The 16,929-nt window shown below is 44.6% G+C and carries 14 protein-coding genes; 4 read left to right on the top strand and 10 right to left on the bottom strand.

From position 1 onward, the window contains the following. Window positions 1–11 precede the first annotated feature (11 nt). A complete protein-coding gene (locus HZB61_14665) occupies window positions 12–1,250 on the bottom strand; it encodes a PAS domain-containing protein (protein ID MBI5057852.1) in 1,239 nt (412 codons plus the stop codon). Window positions 1,251–1,407: 157 nt separating this feature from the next. Between HZB61_14665 and HZB61_14660 the strand changes: the two genes are divergently transcribed. Next, a complete protein-coding gene (locus tag HZB61_14660) occupies window positions 1,408–2,295 on the top strand; it encodes a hypothetical protein (GenBank protein MBI5057851.1) in 888 nt (295 codons plus the stop codon). Between the two features lie 119 nt (window positions 2,296–2,414). Here the strand turns inward: HZB61_14660 and HZB61_14655 are convergent, their stop codons facing one another. From HZB61_14655 to HZB61_14645, 3 genes are all read right to left on the bottom strand, one after another. Further along, the gene (locus HZB61_14655) at window positions 2,415–2,900 is read right to left on the bottom strand and encodes a PRC-barrel domain-containing protein (GenBank protein ID MBI5057850.1); all 486 of its coding nucleotides are present in this window, start codon (window positions 2,898–2,900) and stop codon (window positions 2,415–2,417) included. Window positions 2,901–3,233: 333 nt separating this feature from the next. Next, window positions 3,234–4,763 (bottom strand): glycosyltransferase family 39 protein, encoded by a 1,530-nt coding sequence (locus HZB61_14650; GenBank protein MBI5057849.1) that lies wholly within the window; start codon window positions 4,761–4,763, stop codon window positions 3,234–3,236. Beyond that, on the bottom strand, window positions 4,708–5,589 hold the full coding sequence (locus HZB61_14645) for a YihY/virulence factor BrkB family protein (GenBank protein MBI5057848.1): 882 nt from the start codon (window positions 5,587–5,589) through the stop codon (window positions 4,708–4,710). Before HZB61_14645 ends, HZB61_14650 begins: the two co-directional genes overlap by 56 nt. A gap of 103 nt (window positions 5,590–5,692) precedes the next feature. On the opposite strand from HZB61_14645, the gene HZB61_14640 reads away from it, so the two are divergent. Continuing rightward, window positions 5,693–7,300, top strand: coding sequence for an AsmA family protein (locus HZB61_14640; GenBank protein MBI5057847.1), 1,608 nt, complete (start codon window positions 5,693–5,695; stop codon window positions 7,298–7,300). A gap of 46 nt (window positions 7,301–7,346) precedes the next feature. On the opposite strand, the gene HZB61_14635 is transcribed toward HZB61_14640, so the two are convergent. The 6 genes from HZB61_14635 to HZB61_14610 form a co-directional block, all read right to left on the bottom strand. Continuing rightward, entirely contained in the window at window positions 7,347–8,723 is a 1,377-nt protein-coding gene (locus HZB61_14635; protein MBI5057846.1) for a radical SAM protein, read from the bottom strand. A 249-nt stretch (window positions 8,724–8,972) separates the two neighbouring features. Beyond that, window positions 8,973–10,721 carry a PAS domain S-box protein gene (locus HZB61_14630; protein ID MBI5057845.1) on the bottom strand — a complete coding sequence of 583 codons (1,749 nt, stop codon included), beginning with the start codon at window positions 10,719–10,721 and terminating at the stop codon, window positions 8,973–8,975. Further along, complete coding sequence (locus HZB61_14625) at window positions 10,718–11,086, bottom strand: four helix bundle protein (GenBank protein MBI5057844.1); 369 nt, start codon at window positions 11,084–11,086, stop codon at window positions 10,718–10,720. Before HZB61_14625 ends, HZB61_14630 begins: the two co-directional genes overlap by 4 nt. Window positions 11,087–11,166: 80 nt before the next feature. Beyond that, window positions 11,167–14,175, bottom strand: a complete 3,009-nt coding sequence (locus HZB61_14620) for a PAS domain-containing protein (protein ID MBI5057843.1) — start codon at window positions 14,173–14,175, stop codon at window positions 11,167–11,169. Between the two features lie 207 nt (window positions 14,176–14,382). Next, on the bottom strand, window positions 14,383–14,970 hold the full coding sequence (locus tag HZB61_14615) for a GGDEF domain-containing protein (protein MBI5057842.1): 588 nt from the start codon (window positions 14,968–14,970) through the stop codon (window positions 14,383–14,385). Continuing rightward, window positions 14,936–15,532: a PAS domain-containing protein gene (locus HZB61_14610; protein MBI5057841.1), complete on the bottom strand. Its 597-nt coding sequence runs from the start codon at window positions 15,530–15,532 to the stop codon at window positions 14,936–14,938. The genes HZB61_14615 and HZB61_14610 overlap by 35 nt, the downstream gene beginning before the upstream one ends. A gap of 240 nt (window positions 15,533–15,772) precedes the next feature. On the opposite strand from HZB61_14610, the gene HZB61_14605 reads away from it, so the two are divergent. Further along, window positions 15,773–16,075, top strand: coding sequence for a hypothetical protein (locus HZB61_14605; GenBank protein MBI5057840.1), 303 nt, complete (start codon window positions 15,773–15,775; stop codon window positions 16,073–16,075). After that, entirely contained in the window at window positions 16,072–16,914 is an 843-nt protein-coding gene (locus HZB61_14600; protein ID MBI5057839.1) for a prolipoprotein diacylglyceryl transferase, read from the top strand. The genes HZB61_14605 and HZB61_14600 overlap by 4 nt, the downstream gene beginning before the upstream one ends. Window positions 16,915–16,929: the final 15 nt, after the last annotated feature.

The raw sequence follows: 16,929 nt of genomic DNA, 5'->3' as shown, positions 1-16,929 counted from the left end.
ATCAGAAATAGCTATCGCTTGTCAATCTTATCTGCTGCGCGATTATTCACTTCCTGGGCCGGGATGGTAAAGTAAAATGTTGAGCCCTTCCCGATCTCTGACTCCACCCAGATGCGGCCGCCGTGGCGCTCCACAATTTTTTTGCAGATCGCCAGTCCGATGCCGGAACCCGGGTATTTATCTTTATTAACACGCTGAAATATTTCAAATATTTTTTCTGTGTGTTCCCGGGGAATGCCGATGCCGTTGTCGCGGACAGAGAAGACCCATTCCTTTTCCATCTGCTTTGCGGAAATGTGAATACGCGGTCTCTCTTCACCATGTGACTTAATGGCATTTCCGATGAGGTTTTGAAATAACTGGGTCATCTGAATAGGGTCAGCCATAACTTTCGGCAGAGTGTCGCGGATTATTTCGGCTTCGCTGCTTTCTACAGCGTCCTTCAGGTTTGCAAGTGAGATGTCCAGCGCTGCAGAGCAATCAGTCGGTTCGAAGGTTTTCCCTTGTGCTCCCGCACGCGAGTAAACCAGAATATCACTGATAAGCATCTCCATACGGAGTGCGCTCTTTATTGCATCAGAAATAAACTGGTCAGCCTCTGTATCGAGTTTGCCGGTGTATCGTCGCTGAAACAGCCTCAAAACAGTCCCTATTGCCAGGACCGGAGACTTAAGGTCATGCGAGGCTAAAGAGGCAAAGTGTTCAAGTTCATCATTGGACCGTGTCAGCTCCTCTGCCAATCGCTTTAATTTGTCCTCTGCCAGCCTGCGTGCGGTGATGTCCTCAATGGCAAGGAGGATCAGGTGTGAACGACCGCTTTCCCGTATAATTCGACGGGCATTAAGCAGCATCGTATGAGGCCCGATCGTTAAAAACCCGTGTTCAACTTCAAAGTCCAGGACTTCGGTTTTCATGGGAAGGATCTCTTCCAGCAGAGTCCTCAACTTAGGAATGTCCCATTGCCGGTTGCCCAGGTCGTATAATAACTGACCAACGGTATCCCCTGGAGCAACTTTAAAAGTCCGGTAAAAAGAAGAATTCGCTGATATTATCTTCAAGTCCGTATCCAGCACTACAAGGGGTTCACGCACTGTTTCAACAATATTCTCAGCGTAGTTCCGGGCTTCTTCAACGGTGTCCTCTGCCAGCCTGCGTGCGGTGACATCGCGGGTTTCTGCCGTTTCTATTTCAGCAACCCGTCTACGCAATTCTGCCAACTCATTTAAAAGCTGCTGTTGTTTTCTCTTCATCCTTCATATGCGTTATTGGGTTAAATCAGAGAATTGTAATACAAGGCTACTTATTCTTATATCATTCAAGGATGGCTATGTTTATAAACGCCTGTGACTATCCTTGCCAAGAAAACAACTAAAGATTTAAAGACTGTTGACCGATCATCTTATTAAGATGCCGTTATCAATTTTTCTCTTTATAGTATTTTTACTTATTCCCGGTTTTAACCTGAATGCCGGCCCGAATCAGGACCTCCCGGCCGCTCCCGCACTTCCATCCGAACGTGGAGAAGTCGTCTTCAGTTGCAATGAAAGAAGTCCTAATCAGATTTACATCATCGGAATGGGCCACAGGGATACTTTGACCCGTGCAAACGGCAGTAATACGATGAAATCACAAATCGAAGTTTACAGAATAGGCGAATGGCTGATTCAAAAGGAGGGCCTGGAACTTCTTTTACCGGAGGGCTTCTTTGCAAAAGCGGCTTCAGATGAAAAAGAATATTTGATCAAAACTGCGGCTTCATCAAATGGCGAAAGCACATCGTTTGATATAAAAACACTTGAGGAAAAACTGGGGGAAAAAGATGCTTATATCAATGCAGAGATGTTATTAATAGAAAGCCATAGTATTAAAAGTCAGCAGGTTGAGGATTTAAATCTGTACAATGCAGTTAGAGAAAAAATCAACTTATTAGAAAAGTACGGGGATGACACATATGAGTCCCTTTTCATAAAGTCCGGCCTGGATTACCTCCAGGAGAGACGGTCCGCGGCAATGCTTCAAAAGATACCGGAGATAATTGACAGCGAGTACAGAATGGGAAGGATTAAAAACAAAAAGGCCATTTTTACCATAGGGCTGAGTCATATATCCGGGATCATTAAATATCTGAAGCAGAATAAGATAGAAATCTATTCACCCGCATTTTCCCGGTATGATGATTATCTGTCGGGGGTGAAACTATTGGAAAAAGATTTTGGCGTTACAATAATTATCCCGAGGACCCTGGCGAATGACCGGGAACTATTAAGATTAACCAGATTAGACGATATTCATTAAGATGCTGTAGACAACATTTTCAGAGATGGGGCTTTGCCGCAATTAAAAAAATGCAGCCACTGGTTGACCAATGGCTGCCGGAAACAGGTGAGGAATATACGGAGTTGCCCGCTTTCCCACTAATACTTTGATTTTTCTTTTTCCATCATGTGTTCCATACTGCCTTCTTTCCAGAAGGGCTGTACACCGTAGAATCTGTATGTATCTTCGGTATATTCGCGACTTGAAAAGTCAGGATATTTCTTGGCGTTCTTTTCAAAATTCGGGGCCGTTGCGAGTTTCTCTTTACTGATGTCAAGGACCGCGTTCTTATTATCTACAATTGTCAGTGCGTTTATAGGCACAGGTATCAATTTATCGCCTATCCCTAATACCCCGCCATGCGAAATAACCGCGAATGTGACCCTGTTATCACTGATCGTCAGGTCCGTGATTTTACCCAGGTTATCTCCCTGAAGGTTTTTAACTGTAGTCCCTATTAAATTGCTGGCCCATTGTGTAGTTGCGCTTCTCTCACTCCTCATCATATCTGCGGCAAACGCGCCGGTTAATACGAGGCCTAAAACGATCATGTTGATTACTATTATTGTTTTTAGTTTTCTCATCTTTTCCTCCCTTTTTATTGTTGTTGCGTTGTTGTCAAATTAACAGAATAGACAGATTAATATTTTTTTCAGGATGCGCACCTCCCTTTTTGAAGGATCTGATAACGTGCTGTATTTTGATTTTCATTGAATATTAACCGTACCATTAATTTGTCTTTCATCCCCATTCAAATGCAGAATCTATGCCAGGATGGTCATTGACAGGACAGGAGTCTCTACTATGTTGGAAATATTGAAGTTTCAGAGAAGACTATGAGGAAGAAATAAAATTTGAAAAGATGCCGGCTTCTGACATATCAGGAGTCTGCTGAAATGTCAGGAATTCATTTGCTTTTAAGCGCCCTTCTGCTTTTTTTGAAAATGCGCTATTTTTATTCTGTTAAACTGGAGGTGGATCAACCCCTTCTCCTTAAAATATTTGTACAGGTTGTTAACTAATTCCGGATTATGATTCAACACGTATTCCCTGGACTCTGTTTCTATATAATTGTCGTTAATATAATTCAGCACTTCCTGAGTTTCCCCATTATAGGCCCCGCGGGAAACTATCAGCCAGAATTTATTCTCATCTATTTTTTTTACTTCCTGAAGAGAATCAGCCGGGTATATTCCTTTTTTATAAGCGCATGTGTATATATCGTTACTATGAAAACAGTCCTGCTCAAAATAATATGAAAACGGCAGTAGCTCATATGAAGCAATAATTATCACTTCGTCTGTTTTTTGATTACTCGTTTGAATATATTCAGCGACTTTATTCCAGGGATCTTTTGTCGTTTTATTCTGTTGTACAAGCAATGTTGCAACAGATAATATAATTATTGCTGAAATAAGCACCGGCCTGATCTCCGCTTTCATACTGAAGAGTGACCGGGAAGCTAATATGTATAACGGCAAAGAAACAAAATATGTGTACTTTGGAATAAAGATTGGAGTAAACAATAAAGAATATGTGAAGGGGACTAAAACGGGTATCAAAATCCAGAGGGGAAAAAAGATATTATTTCCGAATTTATATCTCAAGACCAGTAAAAAGCATATCAGCATTAATGCTGATCCATAAAATGAAAACACCATTCCGGAAAAGAGATTATATATCATATAAATTAATTGCAGAAACGACGGCCTTGAAATCCACGAATGAAAATTGTCCGGGATTATCCCCAGAAGCTGAATCATCCCTGGAATATAAAATATAAAAAGTATAAATTGTATTAAGACCCAGGCCTTCACTTCCCTCGAAAACTTAAACCTGTTTACAATGAATTGATGCAGGTTCTGAGCTAAGACAATTAACAGGGCATACAAATGTGAGTGTATGAGAAGAGTAGTGCTTATTAAATAGCCGGTAATGATCCACTTCGAAGCAACTTTGTTCAATTTATAATAAAAATACATAGACAATAACGTCAGCGCAAAAAAGAGAGAATAAGTCCTTGCCTCCTGTGAGAAGTAAATCTGTAATGGAGAAAATGAAACCAGGAGAGCGGAATATATTCCAACTTTCCTGTTGAAAATATGTGCGCCCAATAAATAGATAATATAAACTGAAACGGTCCCGAACAAAACAGAAAGCAGCCTTACCGAAAACTCCGAGGTACCTGTGAGCTTAATCCAGAAATGAAGCAGAACATAATAAAGCGGGGGAGAGGGGTCTCTAAAACTTATAACGTGCATGAAATTCTGCTGGCTGTGATATATGGAGTAAGCTTCGTCCAGCCATATACTCTGAGAGGACAACTTATATATTCTCAGAAGAAATCCCGCAACAAGTATAAGTCCTAAAATGAAATAGGTGGATTTTGTATTATCGTCCTGGACCATTATCTTCTCTACTATCGGTCTTGCTCTCGAGTTCTGCAATGACCTGTGCGCCTAACAAAAGGATCAATGCTACAGCATCTATGCTGAGCAGTGCTATTACTGCCGTGGCAAAGGAACCATAAATCAAATTTACATTAGACAGGACCTTGTAATACCAAACCAGCGCATGCCTGGTGATCTCCCATAAAATCGTTACGGTTGCCCCTCCGATCAATGCGTGACGAAACGTGTTATGCGCCACAGGCATAACCAGATATATGGAAGTGAGCATAAGAAACTCACCAGTTATCCCCAGTATGTACAGCGCAACTACGGAAGTGCCTTCAAGGCCCAAACTCCATCCAAAAATTATTAATTGCCTGCTTTCGAGTGTCTCTAATGCTCCCGCAATAAACGACACCAGTAATATAGACATACCAATTAAAAAAATATACAGATAAGGAATGATAACGGAAATGAGAAAGCGGCGGTGTTTTATTCTAACACGGTGGGCAAAGATCGCTGACAGGGCTTTTTCAAGCACAGAGAATGCGATGGAGCTGAAAAACAGCATGACTATAAATCCGAAGATCCCGACCGCCTTACTGTGCTCAAGAAATACCCGCACCTGTTCCGTCAAAGTTGCCGCATATCCGGGTATCACCATTTCCAGATACGTTGATAACGTGTGAACCAGCCGTTCCTCTCCTATAAAATGAGACAGCACGATCAGGGCGAGGATCGACATGGGCACAATTGATAACAGGGTGTAATAGGCAAGAGCGCCGGATAACAGCAGCCCCTGATTGCGTTTGAAACTTAGCAATACCCTCAGCAGGAAGCTTAAGAGCCGGCCCAACACCCAAATATTTTGTTGTTTCTTCATCTTCTTTTCGATGGAAAGTTTTTGTAATCGTCAATATTCCCCGGCACGATGACCTTTTGTTATGAAGATAAATGATGCCCTAAGATGTTTTTGTATCTTCTTAATGAAAATACTACCGCTCTTTTCCCTTGCCTGCAACCTTTCTTGGGTACAGGTATGCATTGAACAGATGGCCGCTGCTGCATTGTTTGCCGAGGCTATACTGATAAACTTCACAATAAAAGACGGCTGTCTATCAGCATTTGCCAAAGAGCAAAAAAAATTGTATGTATATAATGAGATGGCAAAGATGAAGAAAGTCCTTATAATCCTTGGCGGCGGTGCGGCGGCCCTTGTCCTTGCAATACTCATTTTCCTCCTCACCTTCAACATAAATCCCTACAGGCCCCGCATTGAGGCAGCTGCCTCCGACGCTATAGGGATGAAGGTACGCATTAACGGCAAAATAAAACTTGCGCTCTTTCCGCGTACAGGCGTATCGCTTGAAGACATTCTGATACAAAACAGGGATGCTGATGTCGCATCCGTAAAAAAGGCGGAGGTAGAAATGAGACTGCTGCCGCTTCTCTGGCGAGGAATACGCATACAGCAGGTCAAGCTCATCAACCCCGCATTCTTCATCACCAAAGACAGAAAAGGGCGCTTCAACGTCGAAACACTTGAAAAGAGACCCGCCGGGAAAAAGCTCCTGTTGGGATTAATTGAGGCGGAAAAAATCTTTATCAGGAAAGGGCGTCTCTTGTACATGGACGAAAGATCCGGTGGAAAGACCGAGGCTGACGAGTGCGACCTTGCGATCAACAACTTCTCCGTAGGTGGAGGAGAGGTCCCTGTCACACTTTCCCTCGATGGAGATTTGTCATGCAGGGAGGTGAAGGCGGAAGGATTGAGGATCTCAGATATCCGCGTTGTCATGAAGGCCCGCGAGGGGAAGTTTGAGGCTGACCCGATCACTATGAAGGTCTTTGGCGGGGACGGCAAAGGCAGCATCAAGGGTGTGATGACAGGTGAAAGCCCTGAGTACGTGGTTGATCTTGCGATCACAAAATTGCGTTTTGAAGAAGTGCTTGAGCAGTTTAAACAGAAAAAACCCATACGAGGCGAGCTGGACATGCAATCGCATCTCACGATGAAAGGAAAGAACGCTAATGAACTTACGAGGACGGCACAGGGAGTGGTTTCGCTCCGGGGGCAGGACCTCATTCACGAAAGCCTCGACCTCGACCGTGTGTTGGAGAAGTACGAAACGATCCAGAACTTCAACCTGATCGATGTGGGGGCCTTCTTTGTCGCCGGGCCACTGGGCACGCTGCTGACAAAAGGCTACAACTTCGGGAGTGTTTACGTAGTATCTCTGGGAGGAAAGAGCGCGATAAAAAAACTCGTTTCTGAATGGAAGGTAAAAAACGGCGTTGCGGAAGCGGAAGACGTTGCCCTCATCACAAGTAAAAATCGCGTTGCACTTAAGGGGAGGCTTGATTTTGTCAACGAAAAGTTCGACAACGTGACTGTGGCGGCGCTGGATGAAAAAGGATGCGTGAGGTTCAGTCAGAAAATTTACGGCCCATTCCGGGACCCCCGCGTTGAAAAGGTAAGCACCCTGGGATCAATTACAGGACCAATACTTAATCTGTACGTGAAGACGAAGAAATTTCTTCAAGGCGGGAAGTGCGAGGTATTTTACGCAGGATCTGTAGCCCACCCGAAATAAGGGAGGACCTATTCTTCACTCCGCAGAGATTTCTTCGGGATCGGGCTTATAAAGAAAGCGCTTTATCATGGCATGCGGTAATTTGCCTGAGTGTTTTGTTCACAGTCGTTTTTCCGAAAATTCCAATGCCCGCATAGCGCAGGTCGAGCTTTGACAGATGCTTCAAAATATACTTCCATGAGTAAAACCGTCCCATCCCCGTCAGAGTCTCTGTCTGAAGTGTCTGCGCGCTCATCAGAGAGGGCCTGAAGACCGCGTGGTGTGCATCGTATTTGCTCCAGTCGTTATGAAGTAATCTTCCGCTTTCCTTCATTTCCTTAAAAAGCGGTGTCCCGGGCAGAGGCGTAAGCACCATAAGCTGAATTGTGTCGATGCCGTTATGCACAGCAAAATCGACTGTCCTTTTTATCACGTCAACATCATCGGTATCAGCGCCGATCACGAACATGCCATGGATATGGATACCGTGGTCCCTGAACGACCTGATGCTTCTGACTATATCTTTCAGGGTCTGTTTTTTATTATATTGTTCGAGCGTTTCAGGATTAATCGATTCGAAGCCTATATAAACAGTATGACAGCCTGCATCAGCCATGAGGCGGAGAAGTTCCGGGTCGGCGGCAGCATCCGTTCTCACCTGGGTAGTCCAGTCTGAGGTCAGCTTTTCCGCGATCATCACCCGTAACAGTTCCTTTGTCCTTTTTCTGTTTGCCGTGAAATTATCATCAACGAAAAACCTGGTGCCCTTTGAAACAGAACTTATATGCTTCAATTCTTTCAGAACTGATGCGGTTGATTTAAACCGGTATTGTCTGCCGAATATATGAATTACCGAACAGAACTTGCATGCAAAAGGACAACCCCTCGATGTGGATACGGAATAGAGAAGCGAAGGTTTCCAGTTATTGACCAGCGAGAAATCAGGTACGGGAAGGGAGTCGAGTTCCTCCTCATTAAGAAGCCGTCTGTCCGGGTTATGAAAAAACTTGCCGGTCTTGTCCCTGTAAGATAACCCCTGTATCGTTTCGATTGCCGGGGCGCCGTTATCAAGATAACTCATAAGTTCCGGGAGTGTAAAATCACCTTCTCCCCTTACCACAAAATCGGAATACCGCAGCGCTTCCTCAGGCATAAAGGTCGGATGGGCCCCGCCCATAATAACCGATATTCCTTTGGCCTTAAGACGTTGACCTATCGAATAAGCCCTGATCGCCGTGGATGTCAGCGTTGAAATACAGACAAGATCGGAACTTTCAATAAACTCCCAGTCGGGTGGAGAAATATCTTCAATGAATGCCTTTACCTCGTGGCACTTTTCTTTCAGGATGGTCGATAGCAATACCGTACCGACCCGCGCCACAGGGAATTTGCTGAAAATATGTGATCCCGGCGCACCGGCCTCAATAAAGGAAATTCTTTTCATGCTCATGCAGCGCCTGATTTATCATTTTTTCTGAATCACTCAAACAGTCGATAAATTTCTCTATCGCATACTTTTAATTATCAATTATCAAAAAACCGGCTGGTTGTCAATATTCAGGGGCAGATAATTTATGGAAGACAATGAAAATTGCATAAGAGCGGAGAGCCGTCGCGACAAGCCCGGAAAGACAGTCAACGGTCAGGCGCGGCTTTTCCCGGGTTTACATCCATTTCAATATATGATTCATTTTTATTTCTGCGCAGGTAAATTTATGACCACTCTTGTAAATTTTCCTTCAACGCTGTCTATTTTGATACTGCCGCCGTGATCACTTATAATGCCGTGACTGATGCTCAGACCCAGCCCGGTTCCCTCTCTGTTTTTTGTGGTAAAAAACGGATCCATGATCTTATCCAGAATCCCCGCCGGTATCCCGGCTCCCTGATCATAAAATGATATCCGCACATATTGAGTATTGCCAGCCTCTACAGTTTCAGCAAATATCCTGATGATTTTATCGTTATGTGCTTCAGGATATTTCCGGTTCAATGCATAGCATGCATTGCTGATCAGATTCAGAAACACCTGCTCGATATGCTGAGGTTGAGCATTAATCCGGGGCAGGCCGGGAGGTATGTTCATCACAAGCTTTATACCGCTCTTTCTCATTTGTATTTCAGTCAAGGCGAGTGAATCAGACAATATTTCACTGATGTACACATGCCTTTTACCTTCTTTGCTTTCACGTGCAAATGAAAGAAGACTTTTTACAATGTCGGCGATCCTGTCGCTTTCTTTTATAATCCGTCCCGTAATCTCATGCTCTTTGCTTTCTGTATCGAATTTGTTCAGCAGCATCTGAGCATAGTTGATAATGCCGTTTATCGGATTATTTACCTCATGTGCCACGCCCGCAGCAAGTCTGCCGACTGAAGCAAGGTGTTCGGAACGCATCAGTTCAGAATAAAGGACTATATTATCGGTCACGTCAATCAGGCTGAGGACCAGCCCGCTGATCCTGCCGTCCTCCTCTTTGACAGGTTTAAGGCTCCAGTCCCGGAATTTAATCTGTTGTTCCGGATGTCCTGCGTATGCATATGGCTTAGCTTTGGCGGAGTAAGGTTCTCCTGTTTCGACCACTTTCCGGAAGATCATTTTGTCATCTTCATCCGGGAACAGGCCGAAGTAATTTTTACCTGCGTAGAACTCCGGTTCCCTCCCCTCACTTTTTGCATATTTATTGTTCACCCGGATGAAGTTGAAAGCACTGTCCAAATACACGATCTGAACGTGGACATTGGAGAAGATGTTTTCCATAAGCTCGTTGCTTTCCCTGAGCGCTGCCGTTCTTTCGATAACCCTGAATTCCAGTTCTTCATGCGCTCTGTAGAGGGCCTCCTCTATCAGTTTGCGCTCGGTAATGTTTATCATGGCCGTTCTTGTCCGGCTGTAATTGCCTTCAATGTCCTTAACGGGAATGCTCAGCAACTGGGCAATAAATACTGAGTTGTCCCTTGTCTTAAGACTGATCTCACAGGCCTGTCTCGACTTTGTTTCGAAAACCTTCCGAAGGTGCAGATAAAACAGGTCCTGATCCTCCCGGTGAATAAACCTGGAAAAAGGTTTTTCCATAAGAGCGCTTTTCCCCAATCCCAGCAAGGCAGCTCCGGTAAGATTTACTTCGAGGATCAGTCCATTTTTATCAAAAGTAAAATATCCCACAGGGGCAAAGTCATACAGGTCGGAATATTTTCTGCGTGATTCTTCCAGTTCTATTTGAGCCCGGCGCAGCTCTTCGTTCTGCATCTCCAGCTCGATCTGATGCACCTGAAGCTCATGAATGACGGGCTGGGCGTCCTTAAACGATAGACCCTGCTTTTCAGCAGTCCGCGCTCTTAATTTTTTTTCTGCGCGCTTTCTTAGTTCGGATTGCGGAATTCGGAATTCGGAATTCGGCTCGCTGATATGTTTGTCAGAGACTTTTGATTTTTTCTTCACACTGAATACCTGCGACTATTTTTTCTGGAAGTTTTTATTGATGAAACAGTGATTGCCAAAAGTTCATTTGCTTCTTTCATCAGTGACTCCAGAGATTTTATTGATACAATCCCGCTTTCGACGAGCAATTCCATCCAAAAGATCGATTCATCAGACTCTTCTTCTACCGTTCCCATTTTAGATATGAAATCAGCAGTAGATTTTGCACGGCAAGCAGAGCGATAGTTTGCTGCAACAGAAGTTCCTGATCTTAATAACTGCCTGCCGATTACCTCGGTTGTCCGGCTTTTTGGTAACGATTCGACTAACCGGATAATATCAAGTGCAAATTGTTTTGTCCTCTGTTTTAAATAATTTTGTTCCATCGCAACTTATCAATTTTGGAATACGGAATTAGGATTGCGGTTTTTTTATTCCACATTCCGCATTCCGAAATCCGAAATATTTATTTCCCTGTCACATCCTCAATGACCAGTAATATCATTTCCGTCCCTTTGCTTTTTTGCATGATCTTCCGGGCATTGAGCAGCATCTTTCTATGACCGATAGATGGGAAATCATGCTCAACCTCATAATCACGAAACTCGGTTTTTTCCCGGAGGATATTTTCCAGAAGTTCCCTGAGTTTCGGGATGTCCCACTGGTGATTACCGAGGTCGTAAATGATTTTGCCCTCTGTATCTTCTTTGAGGACTTTAAAAGTCTGGTAAAAGGTACTGTTTGCCGATACAACTTTCATGCCGGCATCAAGGACAATGAGGGGTTCACGGATCGTATCTATAATGCTTTCAGCGTAGATCAGTGTCTCACTCAATGCTTCCTGCGCATGTTTCTGCTCAGTTATGTTTGTGAATGTAATAACAACTCCGTCAATAACGTTTTCGATGGTGCGGTAGGGCAGGATCCTCATTAAGAACCAGAGCCCGTTTTTGTCGGATACTTCTATTTCTATGGGAATGAGGGTCCTCAGCACTTCCCCAGCATCTTTGACCATATCTTCATATTGAAGTGATGATGCGAAATCTCTTACAGGACGGCCTATATCCGTTTGTATCAGTTTGATCACCTTGCCGGTTTCCGGGGTAAAGCGTTTTATGTTCAGATCGTTATCCAGAAAAATGGTGGCAATTTTTGTGGCGGCAAGGAGGTTGTTCATATCATTTGTTACCTGTATCAGTTCATCAATCTTGTTCTGGGACTCGGAGTTTACCGTCATCAGCTCTTCATTAACCGACTGGAGTTCTTCCTTTGACGTCTCAAGCTCTTCATTGGAACTCTGAAGTTCCTCATTGGCCGACTGGAGCTCCTCGTTTGTTGATTGCAGTTCTTCGTTTGATGCCTCAAGTTCCTCTATTGTGCTCTGGAGCTGTTCCCTCATGGATTTCAATTCAAATTCCAGCTCTGCGGCACGCAGGCTGCCCGGTTTTTCACTGTGCGGTAATTTTTTGTCCGCCTTTACCCGCTGAGAAGGCGCGGCTTCCTCAAATGCTATCATGATCAGGCCTTTTAAATGGGCCGGTTTATTTATGTGCTTAATGTTTACAGTGACTGCATAAATGTCACCATTTGATTTCACCTTCAGGTTTTTGATGACGGTATCTGTTTTTTTGGTTACGGCTTTACGGATCTCCGCTCTCAGTTCAAGCCTAAGTCCCTCGCGCGCCATTTCAAAGATATTAAGCTTGGCTTTACCGGGGGAGGGTTCCAGGTATTTACCGGTGCGGCCGTGAAAGTAGAGGATGCTTCCGTTTTCGTCAATGATCACACACGGCGGTGCATAGCGCTCAACGAGCAGCTTTTCGGTTATATCGCCAAGAGTCATCTCCCCGGCTATTCCCTTTTTTAAGAGCTGCAATTTCACAGGCCCGGTTTTGACCATGGCCGGATAATAATCCGTGGACGCTGCGCTGACAAGAGAAGTTTTTTTAGACTTAAATATCTTCCATTTATTGCTGACAGCGGAAAAAAGGTCGGAGAAGGTCCCGATAGTCTCTGAAGTGCCTAAGAAAAGAATGCCCCCCGGCTTTAACGCGTAATGAAAAAGGGGTATGATCTTTTTCTGCAATTCCGGCCCCAGGTAAATGAGAAGGTTCCTGCAGCTTATCATGTCTACCTTCGAGAAAGGGGGGTCTTTGGTCACGTTCTGAACGGCGAAGACAACTAATTCCCTTAGTTTTCTGCTTATCCGGTAGGTATTGTCTTCCCTCACAAAATAGCGTTTCAGCCGTTCCGGCGCTATATCGTCGGAAATGCTGTCAGGATAACTTCCTCTTCTGGCGGTTTCGATAGAGTCGCTGTCTATGTCCGTTGCAAATACCTGGATCTTAGCGGCCGGATCATGCTCGCTGATATACTCAAGCAGCGCAATGGCCATGGAGTACGCTTCTTCGCCCGTGGAACAGCCGGGCACCCAGACGCGCAAGAGATTTTCTTCCCCGGCATGTTTAAACAGGTCAGGGAGAATATCTTTCTTGAGCAGCTCGAAGGCCTCAGGGTCCCTGAAGAATTTGGTGACCCTGATGAGGAGGTCCTTGAAAAGTATTATTACCTCAGAGGGATTGTCCCTGAGATACGTAACATAATTTGCGACATTTTCAATCTGGTGAAGGGACATACGCTTTTCGATCCTGCGGATGATGGTAGATGGTTTGTAAAGGGAAAAATCATGGCCTGTCTGGTTACGGACCAAAATGAATATCTTCTGCAGGGCGTCAGGGAATTTTTCCAAGGGGCTTTCAGTTTTTCTCAGGAGCTTTGTTTGCGGATGCCTCACATACTTCAGGAGAATTTCCGGGATCTTTTCCGCAGGCAGAACATAGTCAACCATATCTGTAGCTATGGCGCTTCGGGGCATGCCGTCGTATTTGGCAGTATTCGGGTCCTGAACGATAACCAGTCCGCCTTCTCCTTTAACTGTCTTTAAGCCGAGGGTCCCCTCGGTCCCGGTTCCCGAGAGAATAACAGCTATGGCTTTTTCGCCCTGGTCTTCCGCAAAGGCACGAAAGAAAAAATCTATGGGGTGCCTCAGGCCGCGGCGCTCCGCAGGTTCTATCAACTGAAGGTTCCCATGAAGTATGGCAATATTTTTATCAGGCTGTATCAGATACACACAGTTCGGCAGGACTTTCATCCCGTCCTCTGCCTGGTAAATATTCATCTCCGTATATTTCTTTAGAATGTCGCCGATGATGCTCTTGTGAGTGGGATCAAGGTGAGGGACCAGTATGAAGGCCATTCCGCTGTTAGAAGGCATATGGGTAAAGAACTCCTGAAATACCTCTAATCCTCCGGCAGAAGCGCCGATACCGACAATAAATAAACCGCGGTTTATGTTAGGTGCTTCTGATGCAATTGTTGTTGCCGGAGCAGAAGTGGTCCTGCTTGTAAGTTTGGCCTTGCGGGATATTTTCCGGGTACCGGATTTTTTGATGATTTTTTTTTGCTTTCCAGCCATCGGGCCCTTTCATTCAATGAATATTCATTTATCCGGCGGCTACCCCTCATCACCGGAATAATCATATAATGATAGATTCTTTTGCAAGGGCAAGTGCTTAAGATTAGAACATTCTTGTGAAAGTGTCAATCGTTAAATAAAGAAGTGCCACAGTGCAAAAGCGCGGAAGATCAGGAAGTGAACTATCGGCTGGAAATGCACTACCAGTTATTTAGACTTAATACCCTTACGGAGGCGGCTTCCCGGCTTCATGCTATTAACATATTTGCTGTTCATGGCGGCGTTAAAAAACTTATAGCCGTTCTTCCCTCTTTCTTTCGCTTTATACATGGCGGTATCCGCCTTCTTCAGCAATGTGTCAATATCTTTACCGTCCGGCGGATAGAGACTGATACCCACACTTACGGTTACATGGAGTTTATGACCATTAATCAAAAACAGCTCCTGAAAGGCGGAGATGATTTTCGTGACTGTGACGACGATATCTTTCTCATGAGTAGTTACGGGAAGCAATATGACATATTCATCGCCTCCCAAACGGGCCACGGTATCGCTTTCACGCAGACAGCTTTGCAAACGTTTTGCAGCCGCCTTCAGCAACTGGTCTCCAACAGAGTGTCCCAGAGAATCATTGATTGTCTTGAAATTGTCGAGGTCCAGATAAAGGACGGCCACCATGTGCCCGCTGCGGGAGGCCTGAGAAAGCGAAAGATTGAGATGGTCTGCAAAAAGCGTCCTGTTGGGCAGTCCGGTAAGCGCATCATGATGGACCAGTTTTTTTATGGTTTCTTCCATCTTCTTCCGTTTCTGTAACTTCGTTCATCACTATTCGCAATTGAATGTCAGTATCTTTATTGCCCTGTACCGGTATGCATTCCAGCTGAGCATAAAATATTGCGCCGCCCTTTTTTTGCATTTTAAGCTCGCAGGTCTGCTGGGTCTTTGTTTCGAGAATATTTTTACGGCTAAAATAATATTTGTCCTGTTCGTCCCTGCTGACATACCTTGAAAATGGAGTTCTTCTCAGAATGCTTTTTTCCAACCCTAAAAGGTTTGCGCCTTTGAGGTTCGCATCGAGGATAAGTCCCTTTTTATCGAGGGTGAAATACCCGACAGGGGCGAATTCATACAGGTCAAAATATTTGCTGCGTGATTCTTCGAGCAGGACCTGCGCGTTGCGAAGTTCTTCATTCTGCATTTCCAGTTCTATCTGGTGCACCTGAAGCTCATGAACGAGGCTTTGAGAATCCTGAGCAGAGATGATTTTTAATGATGTCCCCTTTTGTTTCCGCAATTTTCCTTCCGCCTTCTTGCGGAGGCTGCCAGTTTTTTTTGATTCAGGACTGCTCTTATTCATATGATGTAATGCTAATACTATTAATATTAATGTAATGCTTATACCATATTTTTAAGTACTTGTCTATGTCGCATATGTTTCGTAACTTTTGCATGTCATGTCAATTCTAAGCTGCGACTCTACGGTTTTATGATCTGGTTGATTGTTAACTTCAATTAAATTTTCAATGCAGCAGTGCAAGACCTAAAGCAGGGAAAAGAGATATTGTAACCTCTGCCCCTTATTTCGTACAATAACCTCATGCCCATAACAAACTCAACGTCGAGGTCTCCGGTGCAGCGGCTCTTGCCGTCAATATTCCTTTTAATTGTGATCAGCATCTATTCCCTTTTGACTATCGTAGTTACAATGCTCGTCACCGGTTCGCTGCATTTGATCAACAAGCACTTTGTCCACTTTGAAAAGATTAATATTATTACAATGATAATTGCGGCAGCGATTATCGGGACCGCCTTGATGTTTTTTATAAAAAATACCAAAAAAATATACCGCTCTATAGAAGAGCAAACAGGGAATAGATACTCAGCAAACAATAAGACATGAGCAACTTCATTGACTTCTGGCAGCATATCCCCGAAAACCTCAAGCCCTATATCTTTCAGATCGGGCAGTTCCAGGTCCGCTATTACGGATTGATGTATATTGCCGCGTTCGCCACCCTCTATTTGCTGTCGCTCCACAGGCTGAATAAAGAAAATTTCAGCTACACAAAGACCGATATAGAAAATTATCTTGTGGGGGCCGTCGCGGGGCTCCTGGTCGGGGCCAGGCTGGGATATGTGCTCTTTTACAATTTCAGTTACTACATGTCAAACCCGCTGGAGATAATCCTGCCGTTCAGTTTTACGGGCGGGTTCCATTTTACCGGGCTCGCGGGCATGTCTTATCACGGCGGATTGATCGGCGTCATCACAGCTTCAGCAATATTCTGCCGCAAGTACAAAATAAATTTCTGGCAGCTTGGGGACTTCCTCGTCCCTTCCATCCCGCTTGGATATACATTCGGCAGGATGGGCAACTTCATTAACGGCGAGCTTTACGGACGGGCCACGACCGTGCCGTGGGGAATGTATTTCCCCCTTGACGAAACACGGCAGCTCAGGCATCCGTCACAGCTCTACGAGGCGCTTTTTGAGGGGATATTCCTTTTTCTTGTGCTCTGGAATATTCGTGGCAGGAAAAAATTCAGCGGCTTTTATCTTTCCGTATATTTTATCGGCTATGGTCTGGTGAGGTTATTGATTGAATTCGTCCGCGACCCCGACCCCCAGCTCGGATTATTTTTTGGCTTCATATCAATGGGGCAGATACTCTGCCTGTGCATGATATTGACCGGCGCGGGGATTTTCTTTCTAAGAAAAAACAGATCTCAGATGTTATAATTGTGCAAAATCCGG

The sequence above is a fragment of the Nitrospirota bacterium genome (assembly GCA_016214845.1).
In the GTDB taxonomy this organism is placed as follows: Bacteria; Nitrospirota; Thermodesulfovibrionia; order UBA6902; family UBA6902; genus SURF-23.
The sequence above is the reverse complement of the archived record's forward strand: the minus strand, read 5'-3'. Positions and strand labels throughout refer to the sequence as shown.